This window comes from Glutamicibacter soli (assembly GCF_052322135.1).
GTDB classification, from domain to species: Bacteria; Actinomycetota; Actinomycetes; order Actinomycetales; family Micrococcaceae; genus Glutamicibacter; species Glutamicibacter soli.
The window spans coordinates 1,170,193-1,192,935 of record NZ_CM125969.1; the positions used below are offsets into that span (position 1 = coordinate 1,170,193).

Annotated in this window: 21 protein-coding genes; 18 read left to right on the top strand and 3 right to left on the bottom strand. The window is 67.5% G+C overall.

The window, feature by feature from the left end; translation table 11 throughout:
- The first annotated feature begins 55 nt into the window (after positions 1 to 55).
- Entirely contained in the window at positions 56 to 472 is a 417-nt protein-coding gene (locus tag ACTX90_RS05560; RefSeq protein ID WP_053797683.1) for a RidA family protein, read from the top strand.
- Positions 473 to 572: 100 nt separating this feature from the next.
- On the opposite strand, the gene ACTX90_RS05565 is transcribed toward ACTX90_RS05560, so the two are convergent.
- Positions 573 to 1,460 (bottom strand): PaaX family transcriptional regulator, encoded by an 888-nt coding sequence (locus ACTX90_RS05565; RefSeq protein WP_443443419.1) that lies wholly within the window; start codon positions 1,458 to 1,460, stop codon positions 573 to 575.
- 173 nt (positions 1,461 to 1,633) lie between these two features.
- Positions 1,634 to 2,194, bottom strand: coding sequence for a phosphorylase family protein (locus ACTX90_RS05570; RefSeq protein ID WP_443443421.1), 561 nt, complete (start codon positions 2,192 to 2,194; stop codon positions 1,634 to 1,636).
- A 125-nt stretch (positions 2,195 to 2,319) separates the two neighbouring features.
- On the opposite strand from ACTX90_RS05570, the gene ACTX90_RS05575 reads away from it, so the two are divergent.
- From ACTX90_RS05575 to ACTX90_RS05645, 15 genes are all read left to right on the top strand, one after another.
- On the top strand, positions 2,320 to 2,811 hold the full coding sequence (locus ACTX90_RS05575; protein WP_053797686.1) for an S-ribosylhomocysteine lyase: 492 nt from the start codon (positions 2,320 to 2,322) through the stop codon (positions 2,809 to 2,811).
- Positions 2,812 to 2,944: 133 nt separating this feature from the next.
- Entirely contained in the window at positions 2,945 to 3,322 is a 378-nt protein-coding gene (locus ACTX90_RS05580) for a hypothetical protein (RefSeq protein ID WP_443443423.1), read from the top strand.
- A 144-nt stretch (positions 3,323 to 3,466) separates the two neighbouring features.
- Positions 3,467 to 4,888, top strand: a complete 1,422-nt coding sequence (locus ACTX90_RS05585; RefSeq protein ID WP_443443425.1) for a 3' terminal RNA ribose 2'-O-methyltransferase Hen1 — start codon at positions 3,467 to 3,469, stop codon at positions 4,886 to 4,888.
- A complete protein-coding gene (locus tag ACTX90_RS05590) occupies positions 4,885 to 7,404 on the top strand; it encodes a polynucleotide kinase-phosphatase (RefSeq protein ID WP_443443426.1) in 2,520 nt (839 codons plus the stop codon). The genes ACTX90_RS05585 and ACTX90_RS05590 overlap by 4 nt, the downstream gene beginning before the upstream one ends.
- A gap of 168 nt (positions 7,405 to 7,572) precedes the next feature.
- Complete coding sequence (locus tag ACTX90_RS05595) at positions 7,573 to 9,330, top strand: FAD-dependent oxidoreductase (protein WP_443443427.1); 1,758 nt, start codon at positions 7,573 to 7,575, stop codon at positions 9,328 to 9,330.
- Positions 9,331 to 9,346: 16 nt separating this feature from the next.
- Positions 9,347 to 10,249 carry a LysR family transcriptional regulator gene (locus tag ACTX90_RS05600; RefSeq protein ID WP_443443429.1) on the top strand — a complete coding sequence of 301 codons (903 nt, stop codon included), beginning with the start codon at positions 9,347 to 9,349 and terminating at the stop codon, positions 10,247 to 10,249.
- Between the two features lie 98 nt (positions 10,250 to 10,347).
- Positions 10,348 to 11,709 (top strand): MFS transporter, encoded by a 1,362-nt coding sequence (locus tag ACTX90_RS05605; RefSeq protein WP_047121127.1) that lies wholly within the window; start codon positions 10,348 to 10,350, stop codon positions 11,707 to 11,709.
- 1 nt (position 11,710) lies between these two features.
- Entirely contained in the window at positions 11,711 to 12,577 is an 867-nt protein-coding gene (locus ACTX90_RS05610; protein WP_443443431.1) for a shikimate dehydrogenase, read from the top strand.
- 66 nt (positions 12,578 to 12,643) lie between these two features.
- On the top strand, positions 12,644 to 13,807 hold the full coding sequence (locus tag ACTX90_RS05615) for a Gfo/Idh/MocA family protein (protein WP_443443432.1): 1,164 nt from the start codon (positions 12,644 to 12,646) through the stop codon (positions 13,805 to 13,807).
- 26 nt (positions 13,808 to 13,833) lie between these two features.
- Complete coding sequence (locus tag ACTX90_RS05620) at positions 13,834 to 14,664, top strand: sugar phosphate isomerase/epimerase family protein (RefSeq protein WP_443443434.1); 831 nt, start codon at positions 13,834 to 13,836, stop codon at positions 14,662 to 14,664.
- A 69-nt stretch (positions 14,665 to 14,733) separates the two neighbouring features.
- Positions 14,734 to 16,512 (top strand): FAD-dependent oxidoreductase, encoded by a 1,779-nt coding sequence (locus ACTX90_RS05625; protein ID WP_443443436.1) that lies wholly within the window; start codon positions 14,734 to 14,736, stop codon positions 16,510 to 16,512.
- 28 nt (positions 16,513 to 16,540) lie between these two features.
- Positions 16,541 to 16,825, top strand: coding sequence for a YciI family protein (locus ACTX90_RS05630; protein WP_443443437.1), 285 nt, complete (start codon positions 16,541 to 16,543; stop codon positions 16,823 to 16,825).
- A 46-nt stretch (positions 16,826 to 16,871) separates the two neighbouring features.
- Entirely contained in the window at positions 16,872 to 17,957 is a 1,086-nt protein-coding gene (locus ACTX90_RS05635) for an alcohol dehydrogenase catalytic domain-containing protein (protein ID WP_424572452.1), read from the top strand.
- Positions 17,954 to 19,633 carry an FAD-dependent oxidoreductase gene (locus tag ACTX90_RS05640; RefSeq protein ID WP_443443439.1) on the top strand — a complete coding sequence of 560 codons (1,680 nt, stop codon included), beginning with the start codon at positions 17,954 to 17,956 and terminating at the stop codon, positions 19,631 to 19,633. The genes ACTX90_RS05635 and ACTX90_RS05640 overlap by 4 nt, the downstream gene beginning before the upstream one ends.
- Complete coding sequence (locus ACTX90_RS05645; RefSeq protein ID WP_443443441.1) at positions 19,630 to 20,397, top strand: SDR family NAD(P)-dependent oxidoreductase; 768 nt, start codon at positions 19,630 to 19,632, stop codon at positions 20,395 to 20,397. Before ACTX90_RS05640 ends, ACTX90_RS05645 begins: the two co-directional genes overlap by 4 nt.
- Positions 20,398 to 20,488: 91 nt before the next feature.
- On the opposite strand, the gene ACTX90_RS05650 is transcribed toward ACTX90_RS05645, so the two are convergent.
- Entirely contained in the window at positions 20,489 to 21,046 is a 558-nt protein-coding gene (locus ACTX90_RS05650) for an arginine deiminase family protein (protein ID WP_443443443.1), read from the bottom strand.
- A 16-nt stretch (positions 21,047 to 21,062) separates the two neighbouring features.
- On the opposite strand from ACTX90_RS05650, the gene ACTX90_RS05655 reads away from it, so the two are divergent.
- On the top strand, positions 21,063 to 21,167 hold the full coding sequence (locus ACTX90_RS05655) for an LPXTG cell wall anchor domain-containing protein (protein WP_160309117.1): 105 nt from the start codon (positions 21,063 to 21,065) through the stop codon (positions 21,165 to 21,167).
- A 191-nt stretch (positions 21,168 to 21,358) separates the two neighbouring features.
- Positions 21,359 to 22,729: a M16 family metallopeptidase gene (locus ACTX90_RS05660; protein ID WP_047121136.1), complete on the top strand. Its 1,371-nt coding sequence runs from the start codon at positions 21,359 to 21,361 to the stop codon at positions 22,727 to 22,729.
- Positions 22,730 to 22,743: the final 14 nt, after the last annotated feature.

Here is a 22,743-nt window from a genome sequence, read left to right on the forward strand (position 1 = left end):
TTGTGCGCTAGACCTAATTTTTGGATATCGCATCGAATCTCTGAAAGGGATCACCATGGCCGAAACCGCAGTCTTCGAAAACCTCACTGTCAACCCGGAATCCCTGCCCAAGCCATCCGGCTATGCGCATGGAATGCGTGCTGGAGACACCGTTTACCTCGGCGGCCAGACCGCCCTGGACAAAAACATGCAGATCGTTCCCGGCGGCATCGTGGAACAGTTCAAGCAGGCTTTCGGCAACGTCTTGACCACCCTTGAGGAAGCCGGCGGCAAGCCGGAGGACCTGGTGACCGTGACCATCTACCTCACCGACGTTGACGACTACATGGCCAACGGCCGTGAGATCGGCAAGCTGTGGCGCGAGATGGCGGGCAGCAAGTACCCGGCCATGGCCGGCATCGGCGTCACCCGCCTGTGGCAGAAGGAAGCGCTTATCGAGATCCAGGGCGTCGCCGTTATCCAGAGCCGCTAGGGATTTACCGGGCAGCAAAACAACAATAAGCCGCAGGCCAGTTCGCATGAACTGGCCTGCGGCTTATTGTTGGCCGGGCAGGCAGGCAGAAGCCTCGGAGCTAGATGCGGGCGTCGCTTTCCTGGGCGCTGATGGCGCGTTCCGCGTGCCGGGACGCCCTGAACCCGATGATTTCGTGGAGTTGCTGGAACAGGTCGGAGGCCGCGATGGCGTTCCACCCTTCTGGCAGGAGCTCGGCAGGGAGACCCGGGTCGGAATACGGCAGCCGGCGCCACTGGGTAATCAACACGAGGTAGTCGGCAAACGCCTCGGCGTCGAGGTCCTCCGACTCTTGCGCGGTTGGAATTCCCGTCCATTTCTCCAGCAGCGGCCGATTGGTTTCCAGGAACTCGGAATAGAGGGAATCCAACGATTCGAGGTCCCACCAAATGCCCATGTTCTTGGCCAGGTCATGGCTGCCCACATGCTCCGCCAGGAAGAACTCGAAGTAATCCGCCATCCCGTGTCGGTCGAAGTAGGACAGGGCCTCGTCCTTGAGGTGCTCCGGGGCAATCCACAGCCCGGGTGCGACGGCGCCGAATCCCATGCGGACCAGGGTCGAGCGGATCTTGTGCCGGATGCTGCGCTGCGATTCGGGCACCGTGAACGTGGCCAGCAGCCAGCGGCTGTCGGCGGTCGCCCGGCGGGGAGTGAAGATGCGTTCATCGCCTTCCGCGAACGCGGACAAGGCCGAGGGCGACAGCGCGTAACCGTTCCGGTTGTTGACCTTGACGCTGTCGATGACGCCGCGCTTCTTGAGCCGCGAGATCGAAGAACGCACGCCGGCCGACTCGACGCCGAGGTCGTGCATCAGCGAAATGATCGTGGACACCTGCAGCTCGCCCCCGTGCGCCCTGGCGTAGAGGCCGAAGAGGGAAATGATCAGCTGATGGTGGCGCAGCGTCGAATTTTCGCTGCCACCTGATGGTTGCTCGGTCCGTGGCGTCATGCGCTCACTGTATCGAATCCCAGGTCGATTAGACCAAGCGGCAGTTTGGACGCCGACCGTGTCGATCCCGTCCGGCCTGATCCCGGCGGGTTGGCAATGGCCAAGAACAAAGGGCAAGGGCAGCGTCCGGGTATCGACCCGCGGCGCTGTCCCTGCCCTCGGTGCGGTTGACGCTAGGCCAGGTTCTTTTCGTAGAACTCGCGCAGCTGCACGCTCTTGGCCTTGGCGATGTCGTCCCATTCATCGATCGACGCCGAGTCGTCCGCGTAGTCCGAAGGGATCTTGAAGATCTGCAGCGGCACGTTGAAGCGCTGACAGATGCTGGCGTACGCGTAGCCTTCCATGTCCACCAAGGAGGCGCCCAAGCCGGAGATGTGCACGCGCTGCTGGTCGTCGGAGACGAAGACGTCGCCGGTGGCCATGGTGGCCTGGAAGCCGGGGAGCAGGATTTCGCCGGTTGGCTCGACGTCTGCCGAAGGCAGCGGGAAGTCGTGCTGGATCAGCTTGGTCACTTGGTAGATGGTGTCGAGGCTCGGGCGGTCCTCGCCTGCATGGCCGACCACGCCGGCGGTGCCCAGCACGACGACGCGTTCGATATTGCCTCCGGCCAGTTCGCCGGCCAGCGCCACGGCCGCATTGACCTTGCCCACACCGGAAATCAGGTGCTCGACATCGGCGAATGCCACGGCCTCGTCGCTATGAGCGAATACGAGCAAGGTCTTCTTGTCCGACATGAAGTTCCCTTCTAGGAAGTAAGTTCAGGGTCCGCTGCTGCGCCCCGAAGTCTCACAAAATTCTATCGGTTACGCCTCATTAACCATCATCGCGTCGAGGCCAAGTGAGCGGATAGACTCTTGGCATGAGTGATATTGAACTTGCAGAAGTCGAGAGCTTCGCGCTGGACCACACCAAGGTCAAGGCGCCCTACGTGCGCAAGATCGGCGTCGAGCACGGCCCCAAGGGCGACGCCATTTCCAACTACGATATCCGCTTCGTCCAGCCGAACCACGGCGAGATCCCGACCGCCGGGCTGCACACCATCGAGCACACCTTGGCCGGGCTGATCCGCACCCGCTTCGAGGGCCTGATCGACTTTTCGCCGTTCGGCTGCCGCACCGGATTCCACCTGATCGCCTGGGGCGAGCCGACCCCCGAGCAGGTGGCCGCGGCCATCAAGACCTCGCTGGAGGACCTGGTCCAGAAGGTGACCTGGGATGACGTGCCGGGCACCGAGGCGGTCAGCTGCGGCAATTACCGCGACCACAGCCTGCACTCGGCCAAGGAATGGGCCAAGGTGATCCTGGAACAGGGCATCAGCCTGGACGCCTTCGACCGTTCCCGCATCGCCTAGCCGCAGCACCCTGCGGCAGAGGATCCCGGCCCCGCCCGTGTGCGTGGCCGGGATTTTTCGCGCTCCGGGCACGGCCGGCGCGTGCTTGAAGCAACCCAGCCAATACCTATGTTGCATGGGTAGCATGGCAGGTATGCGAAAAGTTCTGTCCTCGGCCGCTGTACTGTCGATCATCACGCTGGCGGCGGCCGGCTGTACGAACTTCGACGCCGCGGCGACCTCCCCGGTCAGCGACACCTGCAGCGCGGCCATCCAAACGCAGAACGAGGCATGGTCCAACCCCGAGTCCTCGAACGAGCAGCTGCAGGAAGCCGAGCTGCGCGGACTGCAGGACTGCAAGAACATCGACGAGTGGAGCACCGCGGTGTCCTACAACCCCGGGTCCATGGGCTACGACGTGCTGAGCACCGAAGAAGCCGCCAACCTGGTCTACATGGCCTGCGAAAGCGGGGACGCGGAGAACCTGACCCCGGTCTGCGCGGACGCCGCAGGCCGCGGCTACCTGAACTAAGCCGCCGGGCGGAGCGGAATTCCGCACCCCAGACGGCACGCGGGACTGGCATGCTTCGCCACGCGGCGCCCCGAGACCCAGTTTTTCGGTAGTCTTGCATGAAACGCCAAGCCACCGAGCAAAAACTCCTGGGAAGTCCGCCCCGTGCTACTGACAATCACCCTAGAATCCGCCCCCGGGTCGGGGATCGACGCCACCGCCCTGTCGCATCTGCTGCGCAAGCATCCAGGCAAGGTACAGTCCTTCGACCTGGCGGTGGGCCAAGCCCACGTGTTCTATCCCGAATATTCCAAGCAACGCGCCACCGCGGCCCTGCTCTTAGAAGTCGACCCCGTGGGGCTGGTGCGCAGCAAGCGCTTCCGCGGCGACGCCGGGGCCCTGGACTACTACGTCAACGACCGCCCGTACGCCGCGTCGAGCCTGATGTCAGTGGCCCTGGGCAAGGTGCTGCGCAGCGCCATGACCGGAACCAGCGAAAGCTACCCGGAGCTGGCCGCCGCGCCGCTGCCGCTGCGCCTCGAGCTGCCCGTGCTCTCCACCCGCGGGCACGCGGGCCGGGACCTGGCCAAGCGGCTGTTCGCGCCGCTGGGCTGGAACGTCGAGCAGACGCCCATCGCCCTGGACGAGCAGCATCCGCACTGGGGCGATTCGCAGTACAGCGCGCTGGCGCTCAGCGGAGAGGTCCGCTTGGACCTTGCGCTGCGCCAGCTCTACGTCCTGCTGCCGGTGCTGGATGACTCGAAGCACTACTGGGTCAACGACGACGAAGCGGAAAAGCTTGCCCGGCAGGGCGAAGGCTGGCTGGAGGACCACCCCGACCGGGAGCTGATCGCCCGTCGCTATCTGGCCCACCAGAAGGACCTGGTGGCGCTGGCCGAGGCCTGGATGGATTCGCCAGCCGTCCCGGAAGCCACGGCAGGCCCGGGCATTTCGGAGCAGGCGGGCGGCGAAGCAGCCGTCCCGCTGCGGGTGCAGCGTGCCATGGATGTCATCGCCGCGCTTAAGGAATACGGAGCCCACCGGGTGGTGGACCTGGGCTGCGGGCCCGGTGCGCTGCTGCGCCGACTGCAGGCGGACCCGTTTTTCACCCGTATCGTCGGCACCGACGTCTCCGCGCGATCCCTCGAACAGGCGGCCGCCGCGCTGCGCCTGGAGGAGCGCACGGACGAGCAGCAAGAACGCATCAGCCTGCTGCACAGCTCCGCGGTCTACCGCGACGACCGGCTGGCCGGCTACGACGCGCTGGTGCTCATGGAGGTCATCGAGCATGTGGACGCCTCGCGGCTGCCGGCACTGCAGGACGCGGTGTTCGCCGGCGCCGCCCCTCGCATGGTCGTGATGACCACTCCGAACGTCGAATACAACAGCAAGTACCCGGACCTGGAACACGGCTCCCTGCGCCACGACGACCACCGTTTCGAATGGACGCGTGCGGAATTCCAGGCCTGGGCCGGGGCCGCCGCCACGGACTACGGCTACGCCGTGGAGTTCCGCGGCATCGGGCCGGTGGACGGCTCAGCGGGCACGCCCACCCAGATGGCTATCTTCCGAAAGGACGCGGCATGAACGAATTCTCCATTCCCGAGTCAGGGCTGGTGGTGCTCATCGGCGTCTCCGGATCCGGCAAGTCGACTTTCGCCGCCAAGCACTTCGGCCGCTTCGAGACGCTGTCCAGCGACTACTTCCGCGGCCTGGTGGGCAATGACGAGACCGACCAGTCCGTCACCGCCGCGGCCTTCGACGCGCTGCACTACGTGGCAGGCAAGCGGCTGGAAGCCGGCCTGCTGACCGTGGTGGATGCCACCAGCGTCCAGCCCGCCGCCCGGCAGAGCTTGATCGAGCTGGCGCGCAGCCACGACGTGCTGGCCACCGCCATCGTGCTGGACGTCCCAGTCGAGGTGTGCCTTGAACGCAACGAGACCCGCGGCGAGCGCCGGGTGCCCAAGTCGGCGATCGACCGCCAGCACCAGCAGCTGCGCCGGTCGCTCAAGATGCTGCGCCGCGAGGGCTTCGCCCGGGTCCACGTGCTCTCGTCCTTGGCGGAGATCGAGGATGCGGTCATCACCCGGCACAAGCTGCTCAATGACTTCAGGGACCAGCACGGCCCGTTCGACGTCATCGGGGACGTGCACGGCTGCCTGGACGAGCTGGTGCTGCTGCTGGAGAAGCTGGGCTACGAACTGGTCCGCGACCGGCAGGGGCGCGCCGTCGACGCCTTCCACCCCGAGCGGCGGGCAGTCTTCGTGGGCGACCTGGTGGACCGCGGCCCTGATTCGCCCGGCGTGCTGCGCTTGGTGATGGGCATGGCCGCCGCCGGGCACGCGCTGGCGGTGCCAGGCAACCACGAGGACAAGCTGGTGCGCGCCCTGCGCGGGGCCAAGGTCACCCTGGGCCACGGCCTGGACAAGACCCTGGAACAGCTGGAGGCCGAAGGCCCGGAATTCACGCGCGAGGTGCAGGACTTCGCCCGTTCCCTGGTCTCCCACCTGGTGTTGGATGACGGCAAGCTGGTGGTGGCGCACGCGGGGCTGATCGAGAAGTACCACGGGCGGGCCTCCAAGCGGGTGCGGGCCTTCGCCCTCTACGGGCAGGTCAGCGGCGAGAAGGACGAGTACGGCCTGCCGGTGCGCTATCCCTGGGCCCGGGACTACCGCGGTGCGGCCGCCGTCCTCTACGGGCATACCCCGGTCACCGAGGTCGCCTGGATCAACAACACCGCCTGCCTGGACACCGGATGCGCCTTCGGCGGCCAGCTCAGCGCGCTGCGCTACCCGGAACGGGACGTCGTGGCCGTGGACGCGCTGGCGCAGTACGCCGAACCGCTGCGGCCGCTGGAATCCCCGCACGGGCCGCAGCGCGAACCGGGCGTGCTGTCCATGGCGGACGTCACCGGCCCGCTGCACCTGAAGGCCGGCGAGCGCGGCACCGTGAAGCTCAGCGCCGCGCAGGCCGCCGGCGCCCTGGAAACCATGAGCCGCTTCGCCACCGACCCGCGCTGGCTGCGCTACCTGCCGCCGACCATGTCCCCGGCGGAGTCCTCGGCGCGTCCGGGGTACCTGGAGCACCCGGACGAGGCCTTCGCCTACTTCCGCAAGCACGGGATCACCGAGGTCGTCTGCGAAGAGAAGCACATGGGCTCGCGCGCGGTGCTGCTGCTGGCCCGCAATCCCGGGCGCTTCGACGCGCCCGAGGGCTGGCTCGGCGCCCTGCATACGCGCACCGGGCGCGATTTCCTGGCTCCGGAGGTGGAGCGCGCCCTGTTGCTCCGCGCTCATGAGGCCGTGGAAGCGGCGGGCTTGTGGGAGGAACTGGGCTCGGACTGGGTCATCCTGGACGGCGAGCTGCTGCCCTGGTCGCTGAAGGCCGAATCACTGATCAAGGACAACTATGCTTCGGTCGGCGCCGCCGCGGTGGCAGCCACCTCGGCAGCCGTCGACCTGCTGGAGAAGGCTGCTGGGACCGGGCTGGAGTTGACCGCGCTGCTTGAACGCACCCGTGAACGCAGCGGGAATGCGCTGGCGTTCCGCGAGTCCTACCGGCGGTACGTGGGAAACAAGGACGAGATCCGCTTCGCCGCATTCCAGGTGTTGGCCTCCGAGGGCAAGACCCATGAAACCCGCGACCACGGATGGCACCTGGGCATTGCGCGGCAGCTGGCGGTGCAGGCGCCGGACCTGTTCAAGGACACCGCCTGGATGCGGGTGTCACTTGACTCCGGGGAGTCGACGGACCAGGCGGTGCGCTGGTGGGAGGAGCTGACCATGGCGGGCGGCGAAGGCATGGTGGTCAAGCCGTGGCAGAACCTCACCCGCGGTCCCAAGGGCTGGGTGCAGCCGGGCATCAAGGTGCGCGGGCGGGAATACCTGCGCATCATCTACGGCGCCGACTACCTTCAGGAAGAAAACCTGCGGCGCTTGAAGCAGCGGGCCACCGACCGGAAGCGTTCGCGGGCCATGCAGGAGTACCTGCTGGGACTGGAAGCGCTGCGGCTGACCGCGGTGGGGGAGCCGCTGTGGAAAGTTCACCAGATGGTGTTCGGTGTGCTCGCGCTGGAATCCGAGCCGCTGGACCCGAGGCTTTAGGCCGCCGGCCGCGGGTTCCTAACCCGCGGCCACGAATCCGCCACTCCAAATTGAGTAGTTTTGATACATAATAAATGATCAAAAACATCGTGGACAGTACATTGTACTGCGTCACATAATGAACACCAGACCAACTGATGTCATGCGACGAGTACTGAGGAGCAAGCGATGGCGCGCCAGAAAAGTGAATGGGATCTCGAATACGATGTGGTGGTTCTGGGGACTGGGGCCGGCGGCCTTGCCGCCACGCTGACCGCCGCGGCGCACGGCGCCAAGGTGCTGACGCTGGAAAAGACCGAGTACCTCGGCGGCACGACCGCCTACTCCGCCGGCACCTGCTGGGTGCCGGACAACAAGTTCCAGCGCGAGCAGGGAATACTGGACGACTACGAGAAAGCAGTGCGCTACCTGGACCTGGTGGTGGGGGACAAGGCGCCGCGCGAGGCCCGGCTGGGATACCTCGACGCCGCGCCCAAGATGCTTGATGAACTCGAAGAACTGGGTGTGCGCTTCCTGCATTCGCCGGCCGTTGTCGACTACCACTCCGAGCTTCCCGAAACCGGGAAGACCGGCCGCGCGCTGGAACCCGAGCCCTTCGATGGACGCAAGCTCTCAACCACCGAATTCCGCCGCATCCGCCGCCCTGTTCCCGAATTCGCGCTGATGGGCGGCACCCTGATGCTGCGCCGCCCGGACGTTGCCGCGCTGCTGAAGCTGTTCACGGGCAGCGCCGCCGAGCGTGCGAAGGCCGTGGGCCTTGCCGGCAAGCTGGGGCTGCAGTGGGCGCGCGACCGGGTCACCCGCCCGCGCGGTACCCGGCTGGTGATGGGCAATGGCTTGGTTGCCTCCATCTACCACCAGTCGCTCCAGCGCGGAGTGGACTTCCGCTTCAGCGCCCACACCACGGAGCTGATCCGCGGCAGCGAACGCATCGAGGGGCTCGTGGTGGTCCACGAGGGCAAAACCCTGAAGATCCGCGCCCGCCAGGGTGTGGTGCTGGCTGGCGGCGGCTTCTCGCAGAGCCCCGCGCTGCGCGAGCAATACATGCCCAAGCCCACCCCTCAGTTCTCCCGCGCCGGCGAAGGAGCCACCGGCGATACCTTGGCGCTGGCCGCCGGGGTCGGTGCGGCGCTGGGGCAGGACAACGGCGAAAACGCGCTGTGGTTCCCCAGCTCCATCGGGCGCCGTGCCGACGGTTCCCAGGTCGTGTTCCCGCATATCTGGGACCGCGCCAAGCCCGGTGTGATCGCGGTGGGCAGCGACGGCAAGCGCTTCGTCGACGAGTCCTGCTCCTACCACCGCTTCGTGCGCGCGATGTACGCCACCGACGGCCGTGCCATCCCGGCTTGGCTGATCGTCGACTCGCGCACGCTGGCCAAGTACGGGCTGGGCATGATCACCATGCCGCACCTGCCGCGGGCCGCGCTGCAACGCTACGTGAAGGATGGCTACCTCTACGAATCCGAGACGCTGGCCGGCCTGGCCGCGCAGATCGGGGTGGACTCCGCGGGCCTCGAAGCCACCGTGCGGCGCTACAACGGCTTCGCCGAAACAGGCAAGGACGAGGACTTCGGGAAGGGCGACCTGCTCTTCGGCCAAGTGGCCGGAGACCCCGAGCATGGGCCCAACCCGAACGTCGGGCCGGTGGCCCGTGCGCCGTTCTACGCCATGGCTTTGGTGCCTACCCCGTTGGCCACCGCCTTCGGGGTGCTCACCAACCCGCAGGCCCAGGCGCTGGACGAGCGCGGCGAGGCCATCGCTGGCCTGTACGCGGTGGGAAACGACGCCGCCTCCGTGATGGGCTCGGAATACCCGGGAGCCGGCGTGCAGGTCGGCTCCGGCCTGGCCTTCGGTTGGGCCGCCGCCCGCCACGCCACCGGGAGCCTGCCGCGCCCCGGTACGCTGGAGGAGTTGACGACCGACTAGGGAAAAGCGGGTAGGCATGGAAATCAGGTGGCTTGAGGCATTCATCGCGGTGGCGGAGGAGCTGCACTTCGGCAATGCGGCCTTGCGGTTGCGCATGGCGCAGTCGCCGCTGAGCCAGACCATCCGCAAGCTGGAGCGCTCGCTGGGCACCGAGCTGTTCGTGCGCAGCACCCGCTCGGTGGAGCTGACCGCCGCCGGCCATGCGCTGCTGCCGCACGCGCGGCAGGTTATGGAGGAGCTGACCATCGCCGCCCAGGCGGTGAAGGTGCCGCAGGGGAAGGTCTACGGAAAACTCTCGCTGGGCTTCACCGGCGTGCTCAACCAGCTGGCCCTGCCGCCCATGACCCGCGCGCTGCGCAGCACCCACCCCGACATCGAGCTGACGCTGGTGGGCCGCGTGATGACCCACGACGCGGTGCACCAGCTGGAAGCGGGCTCCCTGGACCTGGCGTTCGTCGGCCTGCCGGTGGATTCCGCACGCATCAATTCGCGCCTGCTGGCCCAGGAAGCCTTCGGCATGGTGCTGCCGCAGGAGCACCCGCTGGCCGACCGTGAGGGTGTCGAGCTCGCCGCCTTCGCCGACGACTCATTCATCACCCCGCCGATCTCCGCGGGGTCCGCGCTCTACCAGTCGACCATTTACGCCTGCACCGACGCGGGGTTCTATCCGACGGTGTCGCAGGAAATCACCGACCCCTACATGACCATGATGCTCGTGGTGGCAGGGGTCGGTGTCGCGTTCATGCCCGAGGGCATCGCCCATGTGGTGCCTCCGGGCGCCGTCTTCGTCCCGCTGCACGGCAAGCAGTACTACATGAACCACGGCCTGGCCTGGTCGGTGCGCCCCGGCTCGCTGGCCCGCGACGCATTCCTCGAATTGAGCGAAGAAGTGCTTCCGTCGCCCACGAGAATTATGTAGTTAATACACATAGATAATGTGCAATTAGGTCGTGGACATAATAAGTTAGGCGGGTCACACTAGATGATGTTCCTCTCGAAGAGGAGAAAGGACTCATCATGCGATCTGCAACTTCTTCCCCGGATGCCCTCCAGGCTCCCGCCCGTCCACAGGCCCGCCGCGCGGCCGTGTCCGGCTTCCTCGGCAGCGCCCTGGAATACTACGACTTCTTCATCTACGGCTCCGCCGCCGCCCTGGTTTTCTCCCACGTCTTCTTCCCTGAAGGCGGTGCCAACTCGGTGCTCCTGTCGATCTCCACCCTGGGCGTGGCCTACGTGGCCCGCCCGCTGGGCGCGGTGCTCTGGGGGCACCTGGGAGACCGTTTCGGACGCCGCAACACCCTCATGGCCTGCCTGCTGCTGATGGGCATTTCGACCTTGGCGATCGGCCTGCTGCCGACCTATGAGCAGATCGGCATCTTCGCACCGATCCTGCTGGTGGTCCTGCGCCTGTTCCAGGGTCTGTCCGCCGGCGGCGAATCGCCGGGCGCCGCTTCGCTGTCCATGGAGCACGCCCCGGAACGCCGCCGCTCCTTCTTCGCCTCCTTCACCATGAGCGGCGTGATGTTCGGCATCGTGCTGGCCACCGTGGTCTTCATCCCGATCGCCAGCATGCCCGACGAGCAGATGCTCAGCTGGGGCTGGCGCATCCCGTTCCTGGCCAGCGTGGTGCTGACCGTCCTGGCCTTCTTCATCCGCCGCCACCTGGACGAGCCTGAGGCCTTCACCGAAGCCAAGGAAAACAACGAGGTCGTCAAGGTCCCGATCCTGGAGCTCTTCGCCCGCCACTGGACCTCGGTGGTGCGCGTGATGCTCTCCTCCACCTTTGCCATGATCAACACCATCGTGAACGTCTTCGCCCTGGCCTATGCGGTGGAGCACAACGGCATCGAACGCACCACCATGCTCGCGGCCATCGCCGCGGCAAACCTGGCCGCGGTCTTCACCCAGCCGATCTATGGGATGCTGGCCGACAAGATCGGCCGCAAGCCGGTATTCATCGGCGGCGCCCTGGGCGCCGGAGCCATGGTCTTCATGTTCTTCAATGCCATCAGCACCGGCAATGTCGCGGTCATCTTCGTCTCAGCGATCATCCTGATCGGTGTCTTCTATGCGGCCCCGAACTCGACCTACATGGCAGGCTTCCCGGAGCAGTTCCCGGCCAGTGTGCGCTACTCGGGCATGGCCATCGGCCTGATGCTGGGCCTGCTTGTCTCCGGCTTCACCCCGGCCATCGGCACCCTGATGACCTCCGGCGACACCGCCAACTGGATGCCGGTCGCCTGGATGTGCATGGGCTTCGCCACCCTGTCCGCCATCGCCTTCGCCACCGGCCCGGAGACCTACCGCACCCCGACCGCCGAACTGGGGCTGACCAAGCTGCAGGTCCAGGCGCTGCGCGAGATGCAGGAGAAGAAGTAACATGCGCCGCACCGCACACCGCATCGGCCTGATCGGCAACGACCTGGGCGGCTCGCTCTCCCCGGCCCTGCACCAGGCCGAGGCCCACGCGCTGGGCCTGCCCGACTACAGCTACGAGCGCATCGACCTGGAGGGGCGGACGGACGTCGACCTGGGACAGGTGCTGCGCGAGTCGCTGGCGCAGGGCTTCACCGGGTTCAACGTCACCCACCCGCACAAGCAGGCCATCATGCCGCATTTGGACGAGATCGCCCCGGACGCCGCCGCCATCGGCGCGGTGAACACCGTGGTGCTCCAGGACGGACGGCTGATCGGGCACAACACCGACCGCACCGGCTTCCTGGCCGGGCTGCGCCGGGGCTTGGCCCGCGACGCGAAGCGCGCCACCGTCACCCTCTTCGGGGCAGGCGGCGCCGGCTCCGCGGTGGGCGCGGCGCTGCTGGACTTCGGCGTGGCGGACCTGCGGATCATCGACACCGACGCCGGGCGCCTGGCCCAGCTCAAGGACCTGCTCACCGCCTCCCTGGGCGCTGGGCAGCAGGTGTCCACCGGCACCCCGGAACAGGCCCGCGGCTGGATCGCCGCCTCGCAGGGCGTGGTCAACGCGACCCCGCTGGGCATGGAAGGCATCGGCGGCACGCCCTTCGACACCTCCTGGCTGGCCGCAGACCACTGGGTGGCTGACGTGGTCTACCGCCCGGTGGACACCGAGCTGCTGCGTGACGCCGCGGCGCACGGCTGCACCACCGTGAAAGGCACCGAGATGCTCGTCGAGCAGGCGGCGGACACCTTCGCCCTGCTGGTCTGCACCGCCCCGGACCGCCGGCGCATGCGCAGCTCGCTGCAGCACCTGCTCGCCGCCGTTTAACCGCCGCGGCCCGGCCTGGCCCGGGCGCACAGCTATCGAAGCACATCGAATCCAAGGACCCACAACATGCCAACACCGCCACGCACCGCCACCACCGACGCACCCCGCTCCCTGCGGGTGGGCATCGTGGGCTGCGGCAACATCAGCGCCAACCACCTCGAAGCGTTCCAAGCCCTGGACTCGGTCACCGTGGCCGCGCTCTGCGACGTGGACGGGGCCCAGGCCGCAGCGATGGCCGCCGAATACTCGGTGGAGCACGCCGTCGATTCGGTAGAGCGATTGCTGGAACTGGGTCTGGACATCGTCTCGGTGTGCACCCCGCACCCCACCCACCAGCAGGTGGTGCTGGCCGCCGCGGCGGCCGGGGTGCATGTGTTGTGCGAGAAACCCATCGCGGTGGACGTGCCGGCGGCCGAGCAAATGGTGCAGGCCTGCGCCGAGGCCGGAGTGAAGCTCGGGGTGCTGTTCCAGCGCCGCTTCTGGCCGGCGGCCGCCGAACTGCGGGCGCAGATCGATTCGGGCGCACTGGGCACCCCGGTGCTCGGCCAGGTCTCGGTGCTGCTGCACCGCGAGCACGAATACTATTCGGCCGCCGGCTGGCGCGGCACCTGGGCTGCGGACGGCGGCGGGGTGCTGATGACGCAGGCGATCCACTACCTGGACTTGCTGCAGTGGTACCTCGGCGATGTGGCCCGCGTGCAGGGCGAAGTCAATACCTACAAGCACGGCGAGCACATCGAGGTGGAGGACTCGGCCACCGCGCTGATCACCTTCACCAGCGGAGCCATGGCCACGGTGCTCGCCAGCACCAGCGCCGACCCCGCGCTGGGCGTGCAGATCCGCATCACCGGCTCCAACGGGGCCAGCGCTGAACTGAGCGAATTCCCCGAAGGCAGCGACGGCCGGCTGACCCTGCAGGCATCCGAGCACAAGATCGCCGCGCGGCCGGTGCACCCGGCTGGCGTTGACGCGAACGTCGAGCTGTCCCGGATCAACGGGGCGCTGAAGGACCACCACCGGGCGCAGATCACCCAGTTCGTGGCCGCGGTCCGCGAGGACCTGGAACCTGCGGTCACCGGCCGCGAAGCGCTGAAGTCCCTGCGCATCTTGCTTGCAGTCTACGAATCCGCCCGGACCGGACGCCCGGTCGACTTCGCTCCGGCTTCCAACCAGCGCACCATCGTCCCGCCGTCCGTCGCCGACCGGCTCTACACCACCGCCCGCGCCTAGAATCTTTCGACCACCAAGGACCCAGCATGAACACCACCACCCAGGAACTCGGACTGGCCCAGCTTTCGCTGCTGGGCAGCTCCCCGGCAGAACTTGTCTACCTGGCCGCCGACACCGGCTTCGACTTCGTCGGGGCCCGCGTACGCCAGGTGACCGAGGAGGAAAAACCCTACAACCTGCAGCCCGGCTCGCCGCTGCTGGCCAAGACCCTCAAAGCGGTCAAGGACACCGGCGTACGGGTGCACGACATCGAATTCATCCTGTTGGACGGCGCCAACCAGCGCGAGGCATGGCTGCAGATGCTCGACGCCGGGCAGGCGCTGGAGGCCAGGACGCTGACCGTCGCCGCCTCGGACGGCAACCTGCAGCGGCTCACCGAGAACCTGGGACTGATGACCGAGGACGCCCAGGGCTTCGGCATCGTGCCGACCTTGGAAGTCATCTCCTACCAGAGCGTGAACACCCTTGAACTGGCCGGCGAGCTGGCTCAGGCCAGCGGATGCCGGATCGTCGCCGACACCCTGCACCTGAGCCGCATCCAGGCCAGCCCCGCCCAGCTCGCGGCCCAGGCCCGGCACGTGGCCATGCTGCAGCTGTGCGACGCGCCGGCCCAGCGCCCGGACACCCGCGAAGGGCTGGTGCTCGAATCGCGCAGCGAACGCATGGTTCCCGGACAGGGGGCCGTGCAGCTGGCAGAGTTCGTGGCCGCCCTGCCGGCCGGAACGCCGCTGAGCGTTGAAACCCCCTCCGACTCGACCGTCGCCCGCATCGGCGCCCGCCGCTGGGCCGAAGAACTCAAGGCCGGGGCGGAACAGGTCCTGGCGCGGGCCCGCACCCTGCGCACCGCCGCGGTCTAAGCCGCAGCACCCACCGAACCGCCAAACACGAACCACCAAGCAAGAACACCCAAGAAACGGATGATTTCCATGAGCACCGCAACCCTACGAAGCGCAACCGCCGACACCGCCGCCGATGTCGTGGTCGTCGGCTCCGGCGCCGGCGGGCTGTCGGCGGCAGTGGCCGCCGCCTACCACGGCCTGAAGGTCATCGTGGTGGAAAAGGCCAAGGTCTGCGGAGGGGCGACCTCCTACTCCGGCGGCTGGGCCTGGGCCCCGGGCAACCCGCTGGCCAAAGCCGATGGCGTGGACGAGGACCGGGAAGAATTCCGCACCTACCTGCAGCACCGGCTGGGGGAGTACTACAACGCCGACCGCGTGGACGCCTTCCTCGAAGGAGCCCCGCAGATGGTGGACTTCTTCCACAACCACACCAGCTTGCAGTTCACCCCCGGCGCGCAGATCAAGGACATCTACGGCAACACCCCGGGCGCCGGCACCGGCCACCGCTCGGTGGGCCCGGCGCCCTACGACGCCCGCAAGATCCCGCGCGAACTGCGCGCCAAGATGCGCCACCAGCTCTACGCCACCAGCTTCCTGGGTATGGGCATCATGGCAGGCCCGGACCTTTCCAAGTTCCTCTCAGCCTCAACCGGCAGCATCCCGGGTCTCATCCACGCCGCCAAGCGCGTGAGCACCCATATGCTGTCCATGGCCGTCTACCGCCGCAATATGCAGCTGGTCAACGGCACCGCGCTGACCGGGCGCCTGATGAAGTCCGCCGACGACCTAAGAGTCGACATCCGCGTGTCAACGTCCGCGGACGAACTGCTCACCGATTCCACCGGTCGCATCACCGGGGTCAGGGTCAGCAGCGGCGCCACGAGCTACACCATCACCGCAGCGCGCGGCGTGGTGCTGGCCACCGGAGGCTTTCCGCAGAACGCCCAGCTGCGCCGGGAACTGTTCCCCAAGACCCCGACGGGCAAGGAACACTGGACGCTGACCCCGCCGGAAGCCGACGGTGCCGGCCTGCGCCTGGCCCAGGCGGTGGGCGCCCGCTTCAACACCGACGTCGCCTCCCCGGCGGCCTGGTGCCCGGTCTCGCTGATCCGCTACCCCAACGGCAGCACCGGGACCTTTCCGCACATCATGGACCGCGCCAAGCCCGGCAGCATCGGCGTGCTGCCCAACGGCAAGCGCTTCGTCAACGAGGCCAACGGCTACTACGACTACGTCACCGGCATGCTGGAAGCCACCCCGGAGGGCCAGCCGGTGGTCTCCTGGCAGATCGCCGATTCGCGCTACGTGCGCCGCTTCCCGCTGGGCATGGCCAAGCCGCTGCCGGTGCCGCTGACCCCGTACCTGCGCAGCGGCTACCTGGTCAAGGGCGACACCCTGGCGGAGCTCGCCGCCAAATGCGGCATCGACCCGGTGCAGCTTGAAAAGACCGTCGAGGACTTCAACGCCAACGCCGCCAAGGGCATCGACCCTCAGTTCGGCCGCGGCGAAACCCCGTTCAACCGCTACGGCGGCGATGCCAAGAACACCCCCAACCCGACCCTCGGCCCGATCCAGAAGGGCCCGTTCTACGCGGTCAAGGTGGTTCCGGGCAGCTTCGGCACTTTCGCCGGGCTGGATGTGGACGCCAAGGCCCGGGTGCTTGACGAGCAGGGCGAGGCCCTGCCGGGGCTGTTCGCCGTCGGCAACGACCAGGCCAGCGTCATGGGCGGCCACTACCCGGCCGGCGGCATCAACCTCGGCCCGGCACTGACCTTCGGCTACCTGGTGGGCCGCGACCTGGCCACGGACCCCTCTGCCGAAAACCCTTCCAGCGAGCCGACTTCGCGTTCCGCCGCCCGCAGCTAACCCGACCATCGAACAAGGAGCATCAAGCATGAACTTCTACGCCATCACCTACACCTACTCGCCGGCCACCAGCAACGCACGGGACCGTGTCCGCCCGACCCACGTCGAATTCCTGCAGCAGCGCTTCGAGAACGGCGAGCTGCGCGTGAGCGGACCGGTGGACTCCGGCGCCGGCGCGCTGCTGGTCATCGGCGCCGAATCCGAGCAGGCGGCGCTGGCGCTGATGGACCAGGACCCGTTCGCCCGCGAAGGCCTGATCGAGCAGCGCGAGATCCGCCGCTGGGACGTCTTCTTCGGCAAGGACAAACTCTAGGAACCCCGGCGGCGGCCCCGAGCCGCCGCCACGGAAGGACAGCACCATGCTCACCGCCACCACGACGGCCAAGCGATGCATTGAATACCGCGAAGTCCCCGCTCCGGCCCCGGCGCCCGGCCGCGCTCTGGTCCGGGTCCGGCACGTGGCCCTGTGCGGCACCGACGCGCACATCTGGGACGACGACTACCCGGCCGAGTTGCCGGTCATCCAGGGCCACGAATTCGCCGGAATCATCGAGCAGATCGATCCCGGCGCCGTTGACCCGCGCAGCGGGTTGCCGCTGGTCCCCGGGCTGGAAGTGGCGGTGAGCCCCATGGTCTACTGCTCCCACTGCCCGCCGTGCCTGGACGGGCGGTACAACGTCTGCGAATCGATCTCCTGCCTGGGCTGCTACGAGGACGGGGCGCTGGCAGAAGTCGTCAGCGTCCCGGTGGACAAGCTGCATCCGCTGCCCCAGGGGCTGCCGCTGCATCTGGGCGCGCTGGGGGAGCCCGGATCCATCGCCATGCAAGCGGTCAACCGGGGCACCCCGGTACCCGGAGAAACCGCGCTGGTGCTCGGTTGCGGCCCCATCGGCCTGCTGGCCACGCTGTTCCTGGCCGAACGCGGGGTCCGGGTCATCGCCTCGGACCTGTCCCGGGCACGCATGGATTTGGCCCGCGACTTCGGCGCTGTGGCAGCCTTCGCACCCGGTGGCGGGATCCCGCGGGAGGCCTGGGGAGCCGCCGCGGGACCGACCCTGGTCATCGAGGCCACCGGCGTCCCCGCGTCCTTCGAAACCGCTGTCCGCCTGGCCGCGCCGACCGCACGCCTGGTGCAGGTGGGCATCTCCACCCGCCACGCCTCGCTGTCCCTGCGCGATATTCCCTTCAAGGAGCTGGACATCCGCGGCAGCCGCAACAGCCTGAACCTGATCCCCGACGCGCTCGACGTGCTCGCCCGCCATCAGCAGCAGGCAACGCGGCTGGTTACCCACCGCTTCGCCTTCGACTCGCTGGGCCAGGCCTTTGAAACCATGCTCGACTCCAGCCAAGCCGTCGGCAAGATCGTCATCGACCTGCCTGTCACTGGAGCAGGCATCCCACCGCAGGCCGGCACTGCCCGCCTGGAAAGGAGCACCGCCAGATGAGTACGACCCCCGAATCGACTCGCAACCCGCTGACCGCCATTCAGGAGCTGGATTCAGGCTACGACCTGGTGGTTCTCGGTTCCGGAGCCGCGGGACTGACCGCGGCGGTCCGGGCCGCCGCGTCAGGAGCCAGCGTGCTGGTGCTGGAGAAGGCCGGCAAGCTCGGCGGCACCAGCTCGGCCGGTGGCGGCGTCATCTGGGCGCCGAACAACCACCTGGCCAAGCAGGCCGGCTACCGGGACAGCGCCGCGGCCGGCGCCGCCTACCTGAAGGCCGCGGCCGGCCAGGTGATGAGCTCGGAGGAGATCGACTGGTTCGTGGACACCAGCGCGCAGGCGGTGGAATTCCTGGACACTCATACCCGGGTACGGCTGGTGCCGCTGGGGCGCCCGGACTACCACATGGAATGGCAGGGCGCGGCGTCCGGCGGGCGCAGCCTGGACAACGTGCCGTTCACCACCGAGGACTATCCGGGTCTGGCCGATGCGCTGCGCCAACCCACCTATTTCCCGCTGCTGAGCATGATCGAACGCGACGAGCTCAACGGCCGCGCCCCGGATCCGGAACTGCTGGCCCGGCGCAAGGCGTCGGGGGTGCGCACCATGGGCGGCGCGCTGGTCGGCTCGCTCGCGGCGAGCGCGCTGGACCGCGGCGTGCAGCTGGCGCTGGATGCAGAAGTCACCGGCCTGCGGCGGGAACAGGACGGCTGGATCCTCGAAGTAGCCGGCAAGCGGCAGGTCAGCGCCGTCAGCGTGGTCATCGCCTCGGGCGGATTCGAATGGAACCCGAGGCTGCGCGAGACCTACCTGTCATTCGATGTGACCCCGATCAGCGCGCCGTCCAACGAGGGCAGCGGCCTGGAGCTGGCGTTGGCCGCCGGCGCCGCGGTCAAGGACATGACCGCGATCTGGGGTGTGCCGGTGATCGCCGCTCCGGACGCCGAGTACGACGGCAAACCCTCCGGACGCATGGCGAATGTCGAGATGACCCTTCCGGGATCCATCACCGTCAACGCCTCCGGCCGGCGGTTCGTGAACGAGGCACTGAACTACCACGATCTGTGCCGGGTCTTCGGCAACATCGACCCGGTCAGCTCGGCCCTGCAGAACAGCCCAGCCTGGCTTGTCTTCGACGCTGACTATTTCGCAAAGTACCCGGTGGCCGGTTCCACGCCCGGGGTACGGCCCGACTGGATGCACAGCGCGCCGACGCTGCGGGAGCTGGCCGGGGAAGTGGGCATCGACGCGGCGGCACTGCAGGAGAGCGTCGAACGCTTCAACATCGGCGCCCGGGCGGGTGCGGACCCCGAGTTCGGCCGTGGCGCCACCGAGCAGGACCGGCATCTGGGGGATGCCTCGAATGCGCCCAACCCGTGCCTCGCCCCGTTGCAGCGGGGGCCGTTCTACGCGGTGCCGATCCATCCCGGCGTGCTGGGAACCTCGGGCGGGCTGTCTACCAACGAGCATTCCCAGGTGCTGGATCGCCACGGCGAACCGATCACCGGGCTGTATGCGGCGGGCAATGCCTCGGCAGGGGTGTTCCGCAACAACTACCCGGGCGGGGGCGCGACCCTGGGCTCGGCCGTCACCCGCGGCTACGCGGCCGGCGCCCACATTGCCGGCGCCCATGCGGCCCGGGAGCAGGCCGCAGCGGCACTGGTGGAGGCTGGCAAATGACGGATCAGGCATTAGCTGGCGTCCCCGGGCAGTTCGTTCCCTGGGAGGGGCGCTTTTCCGGGCGGGTGGTGCTGGTCACCGGGGCGGCCGGAGGACTGGGCGCCGACGCGGTGCGACGGCTGGCAAAGGAGGGAGCCACCGTGGTGGCCACCGACCTCGTCAAGCCACGGACCCCGCAGGCGGCGCTGTCCCTGGATTTGGACGTCGCGGACCCGCAGGCTTGGCAAGCGGCCGCACACAGCATTCGCGAGGCCTACGGCCGGCTGGACGGGGCACTGTTCTGCCACGGCATCCAGGGCCCGGAATATGCGGTGCAGGATGTGCCGGCGGCCGGGTGGAAGAAGACCCTTGAAATCAACCTGGACGGCTGCTTCTACGGTTTGCAGGTGGTTCTCCCGCTGATGAAGCAGGCGAACTACGGGCGCATCGTGATGCTCTCCTCCATTGCCGGGCGCGAAGGCAACGAGAACATGAGCGCCTACGCGGTGTCCAAGGCAGGGATGATCACCCTGGCCAAGGCAGTGGCCAAGGAAACCGCTCGCTTCGGGATCACCATCAACTGCATCGCTCCTTCGATGTTCAATACCCGGCTGCTCGAAGACCTCAGCCCCGAACGCAATGCGGCGCTGCTCGCGCGGGTTCCGATGAAACGCGTGGGGGAGCCGCAGGAATTCTCGGCGCTGGCCCTGTGGCTGCTCTCGCCCGAAGCCAGCTACATGACCGGGCAGGTGCTGGACCTCAGCGGGGGCCGCAACACCGCGTAAACACCAGGAGACAGGGACGCAAAGTTGATGCCCGGAGCCGCAGCCAGCATCGTGGCCGCGGCTCCGGGCATCCGCGTGTTTTCCGGACCGGCTAGAAGTCCACGGCCTCGCGCGAGAGCGGATTGGTCATGCAGTGCCCGCCGCCGCGGCCGCGTCCAAGTTCTGCTCCGACAATCGTGATGACTTCCACGCCTTCCTTGCGCAGCAGCGCATTCACATGCGTGTTGCGGTCGTAGGCGAACACCACGCCGGGCTCCACCACTACCAGGTTGTTGCCCGAGTCCCACTGCTGGCGCTCGCCGGCATACCATCCGCCGCCCGGCTTGATGGCGCGCAGCTTCTTCAGGCCCAGCGAATCGGCCACCACGTCCACAAACGGATTTTTCTCCTCGAAGACCGCCACCGATCCGTTGTCGGCAGGGCGCAGCGAGAAGGTGTGGATGCCGTCAACGATGTCCGGGACGTAGGGCACCACATCGCGGTCGGCGAAGGTGAACACGGTATCCAGATGCATGGCGGCGCGCAGCTTCGGCATCCCGGCAACTACCACGCGTTGCGCGGCGCCGGCGGCGAAGAGGTTCTGTGCCACCTGGGTGATGGCCTGCCGGCTGGTGCGCTCACCTATGCCACCATCCGCCAGCGGGGACAAGCCACAGGACGAAGATTTGGCTCAGACCGGTATCGCTGCAGCGGCACTGATGGGACTTGCAGGCGTGCTGATCCTGCTGGGAACCATTGCGGTCCTGGCGAGAAAGCGCCGGGCTCACTAATCAAGTTGAATTGATGCACCGATGGTGCCAGTCGGAACCGACTGGCACCATCGGTGTTTTTGACCGAACACACTTTCCTGCCGCCGGTCGGCCGGTGCCAGTTGCCAACACTTTTCGCCCGCTGTGCGAGAATTAATGAACGATTGCCAGCATGGTGCTGGCTGACTTCGAGCGATCTAAGGACGTACCCAGTGGTCATGATTCCGTTGCCGTTGCATTCGGTGGAGGATCAGCAGTTTTCGCCTCTCGACCCCGCGGACCTCACGCTGGTTCACCGCGGCGAGGGCGGTTCGGAAGTTCGCCGCAGCATCCTGCCCGGCGGCGTCCGCGTCTTGACCGAAGCCATGCCGGGGCAGCGCTCGACCACCGTGGGGTTCTGGGTTCCGGTTGGTTCGCGTGACGAGGAAGCCGGGCACTACGGCTCGACCCACTTCCTGGAACACCTGCTGTTCAAGGGCACCACCAAACGCAGCGCGCTGGAAATCGCCCAGTCCTTCGACGCCGTCGGCGGCGAATCCAATGCGGCCACCGCCAAGGAATCGACCTGCTACTACGCGCGGGTCCTGGACACCGACCTGCCGATGGCCATGGAAGTCATTGCGGACATGGTCACCTCGGCCGTCATCGACCCGCATGAGCTGGAGCAGGAACGCGGTGTCATTATCGAGGAACTGGCCATGGACGCCGATGACGCCACGGATGTCGCGCACGAGCACTTTGTCGCCCGCGTCATGGGCAACCACCCGCTGGGCCGCCCCATCGGCGGCAGCCCTGAAGAGATCATGGCGATTTCCCGCGAGGCGGTGATGGAGCACTACCGCGCCCACTACCGTCCGAGCGAACTGATCGTCACCGCGGCAGGCTCGCTGGACCACGAGGAACTGTGCTCCATGCTGATGACCGCGCTGAGCGACGCCGGATGGGAACTGGACCCGCTGGCCGTGCCCGAGCCGCGCCGCAACCCGGAGCCGGCAAAAATCACCAGCATCCCCGGACTCGAAGTCATCAACCGCCCGGTGGAACAGGCAAACATCATCATCGGGTGCACCAGCATCACCGGGCACGACGACCGCCGCCAGGTGCTGGCGGTGCTCAACGCCGTGCTCGGAGGCGGCATGAGTTCGCGGCTGTTCCAAGAAATCCGCGAAAAGCGCGGCCTGGCCTACTCCACCTATTCCTTCTCCGCGGCGTACACCGACGCCGGCTACTTCGGCATGTACGCCGGCTGCGCTCCCGGCAAGGCCGCCGAGGTCATCGGGCTGCTCGGCGCTGAACTTGACCGGCTGGCCCAGCAGGGCATCTCTGCCGAGGAACTGTCCCAGGCCAAGGGCCAGCTGGCCGGTGGCACCGTGCTGGCGCTGGAAGATCCGGGAAGCCGCATGTCCCGACTGGGGCGCGCGGAAATGATCACCGGAGAATTCCAGGACATTGATGAAGCCCTGTCCCGCGTGCATGCCGTGACTGCCGAGCAGGTCCAGGCGCTGGCACAGGAACTGGCCGCCCGGGAACGGGTCATCACCGTTGTGGGGCCGTTCGAAAACGAGGCGGCGCTGGGCCTGTAGGAGGATGTGGCCCT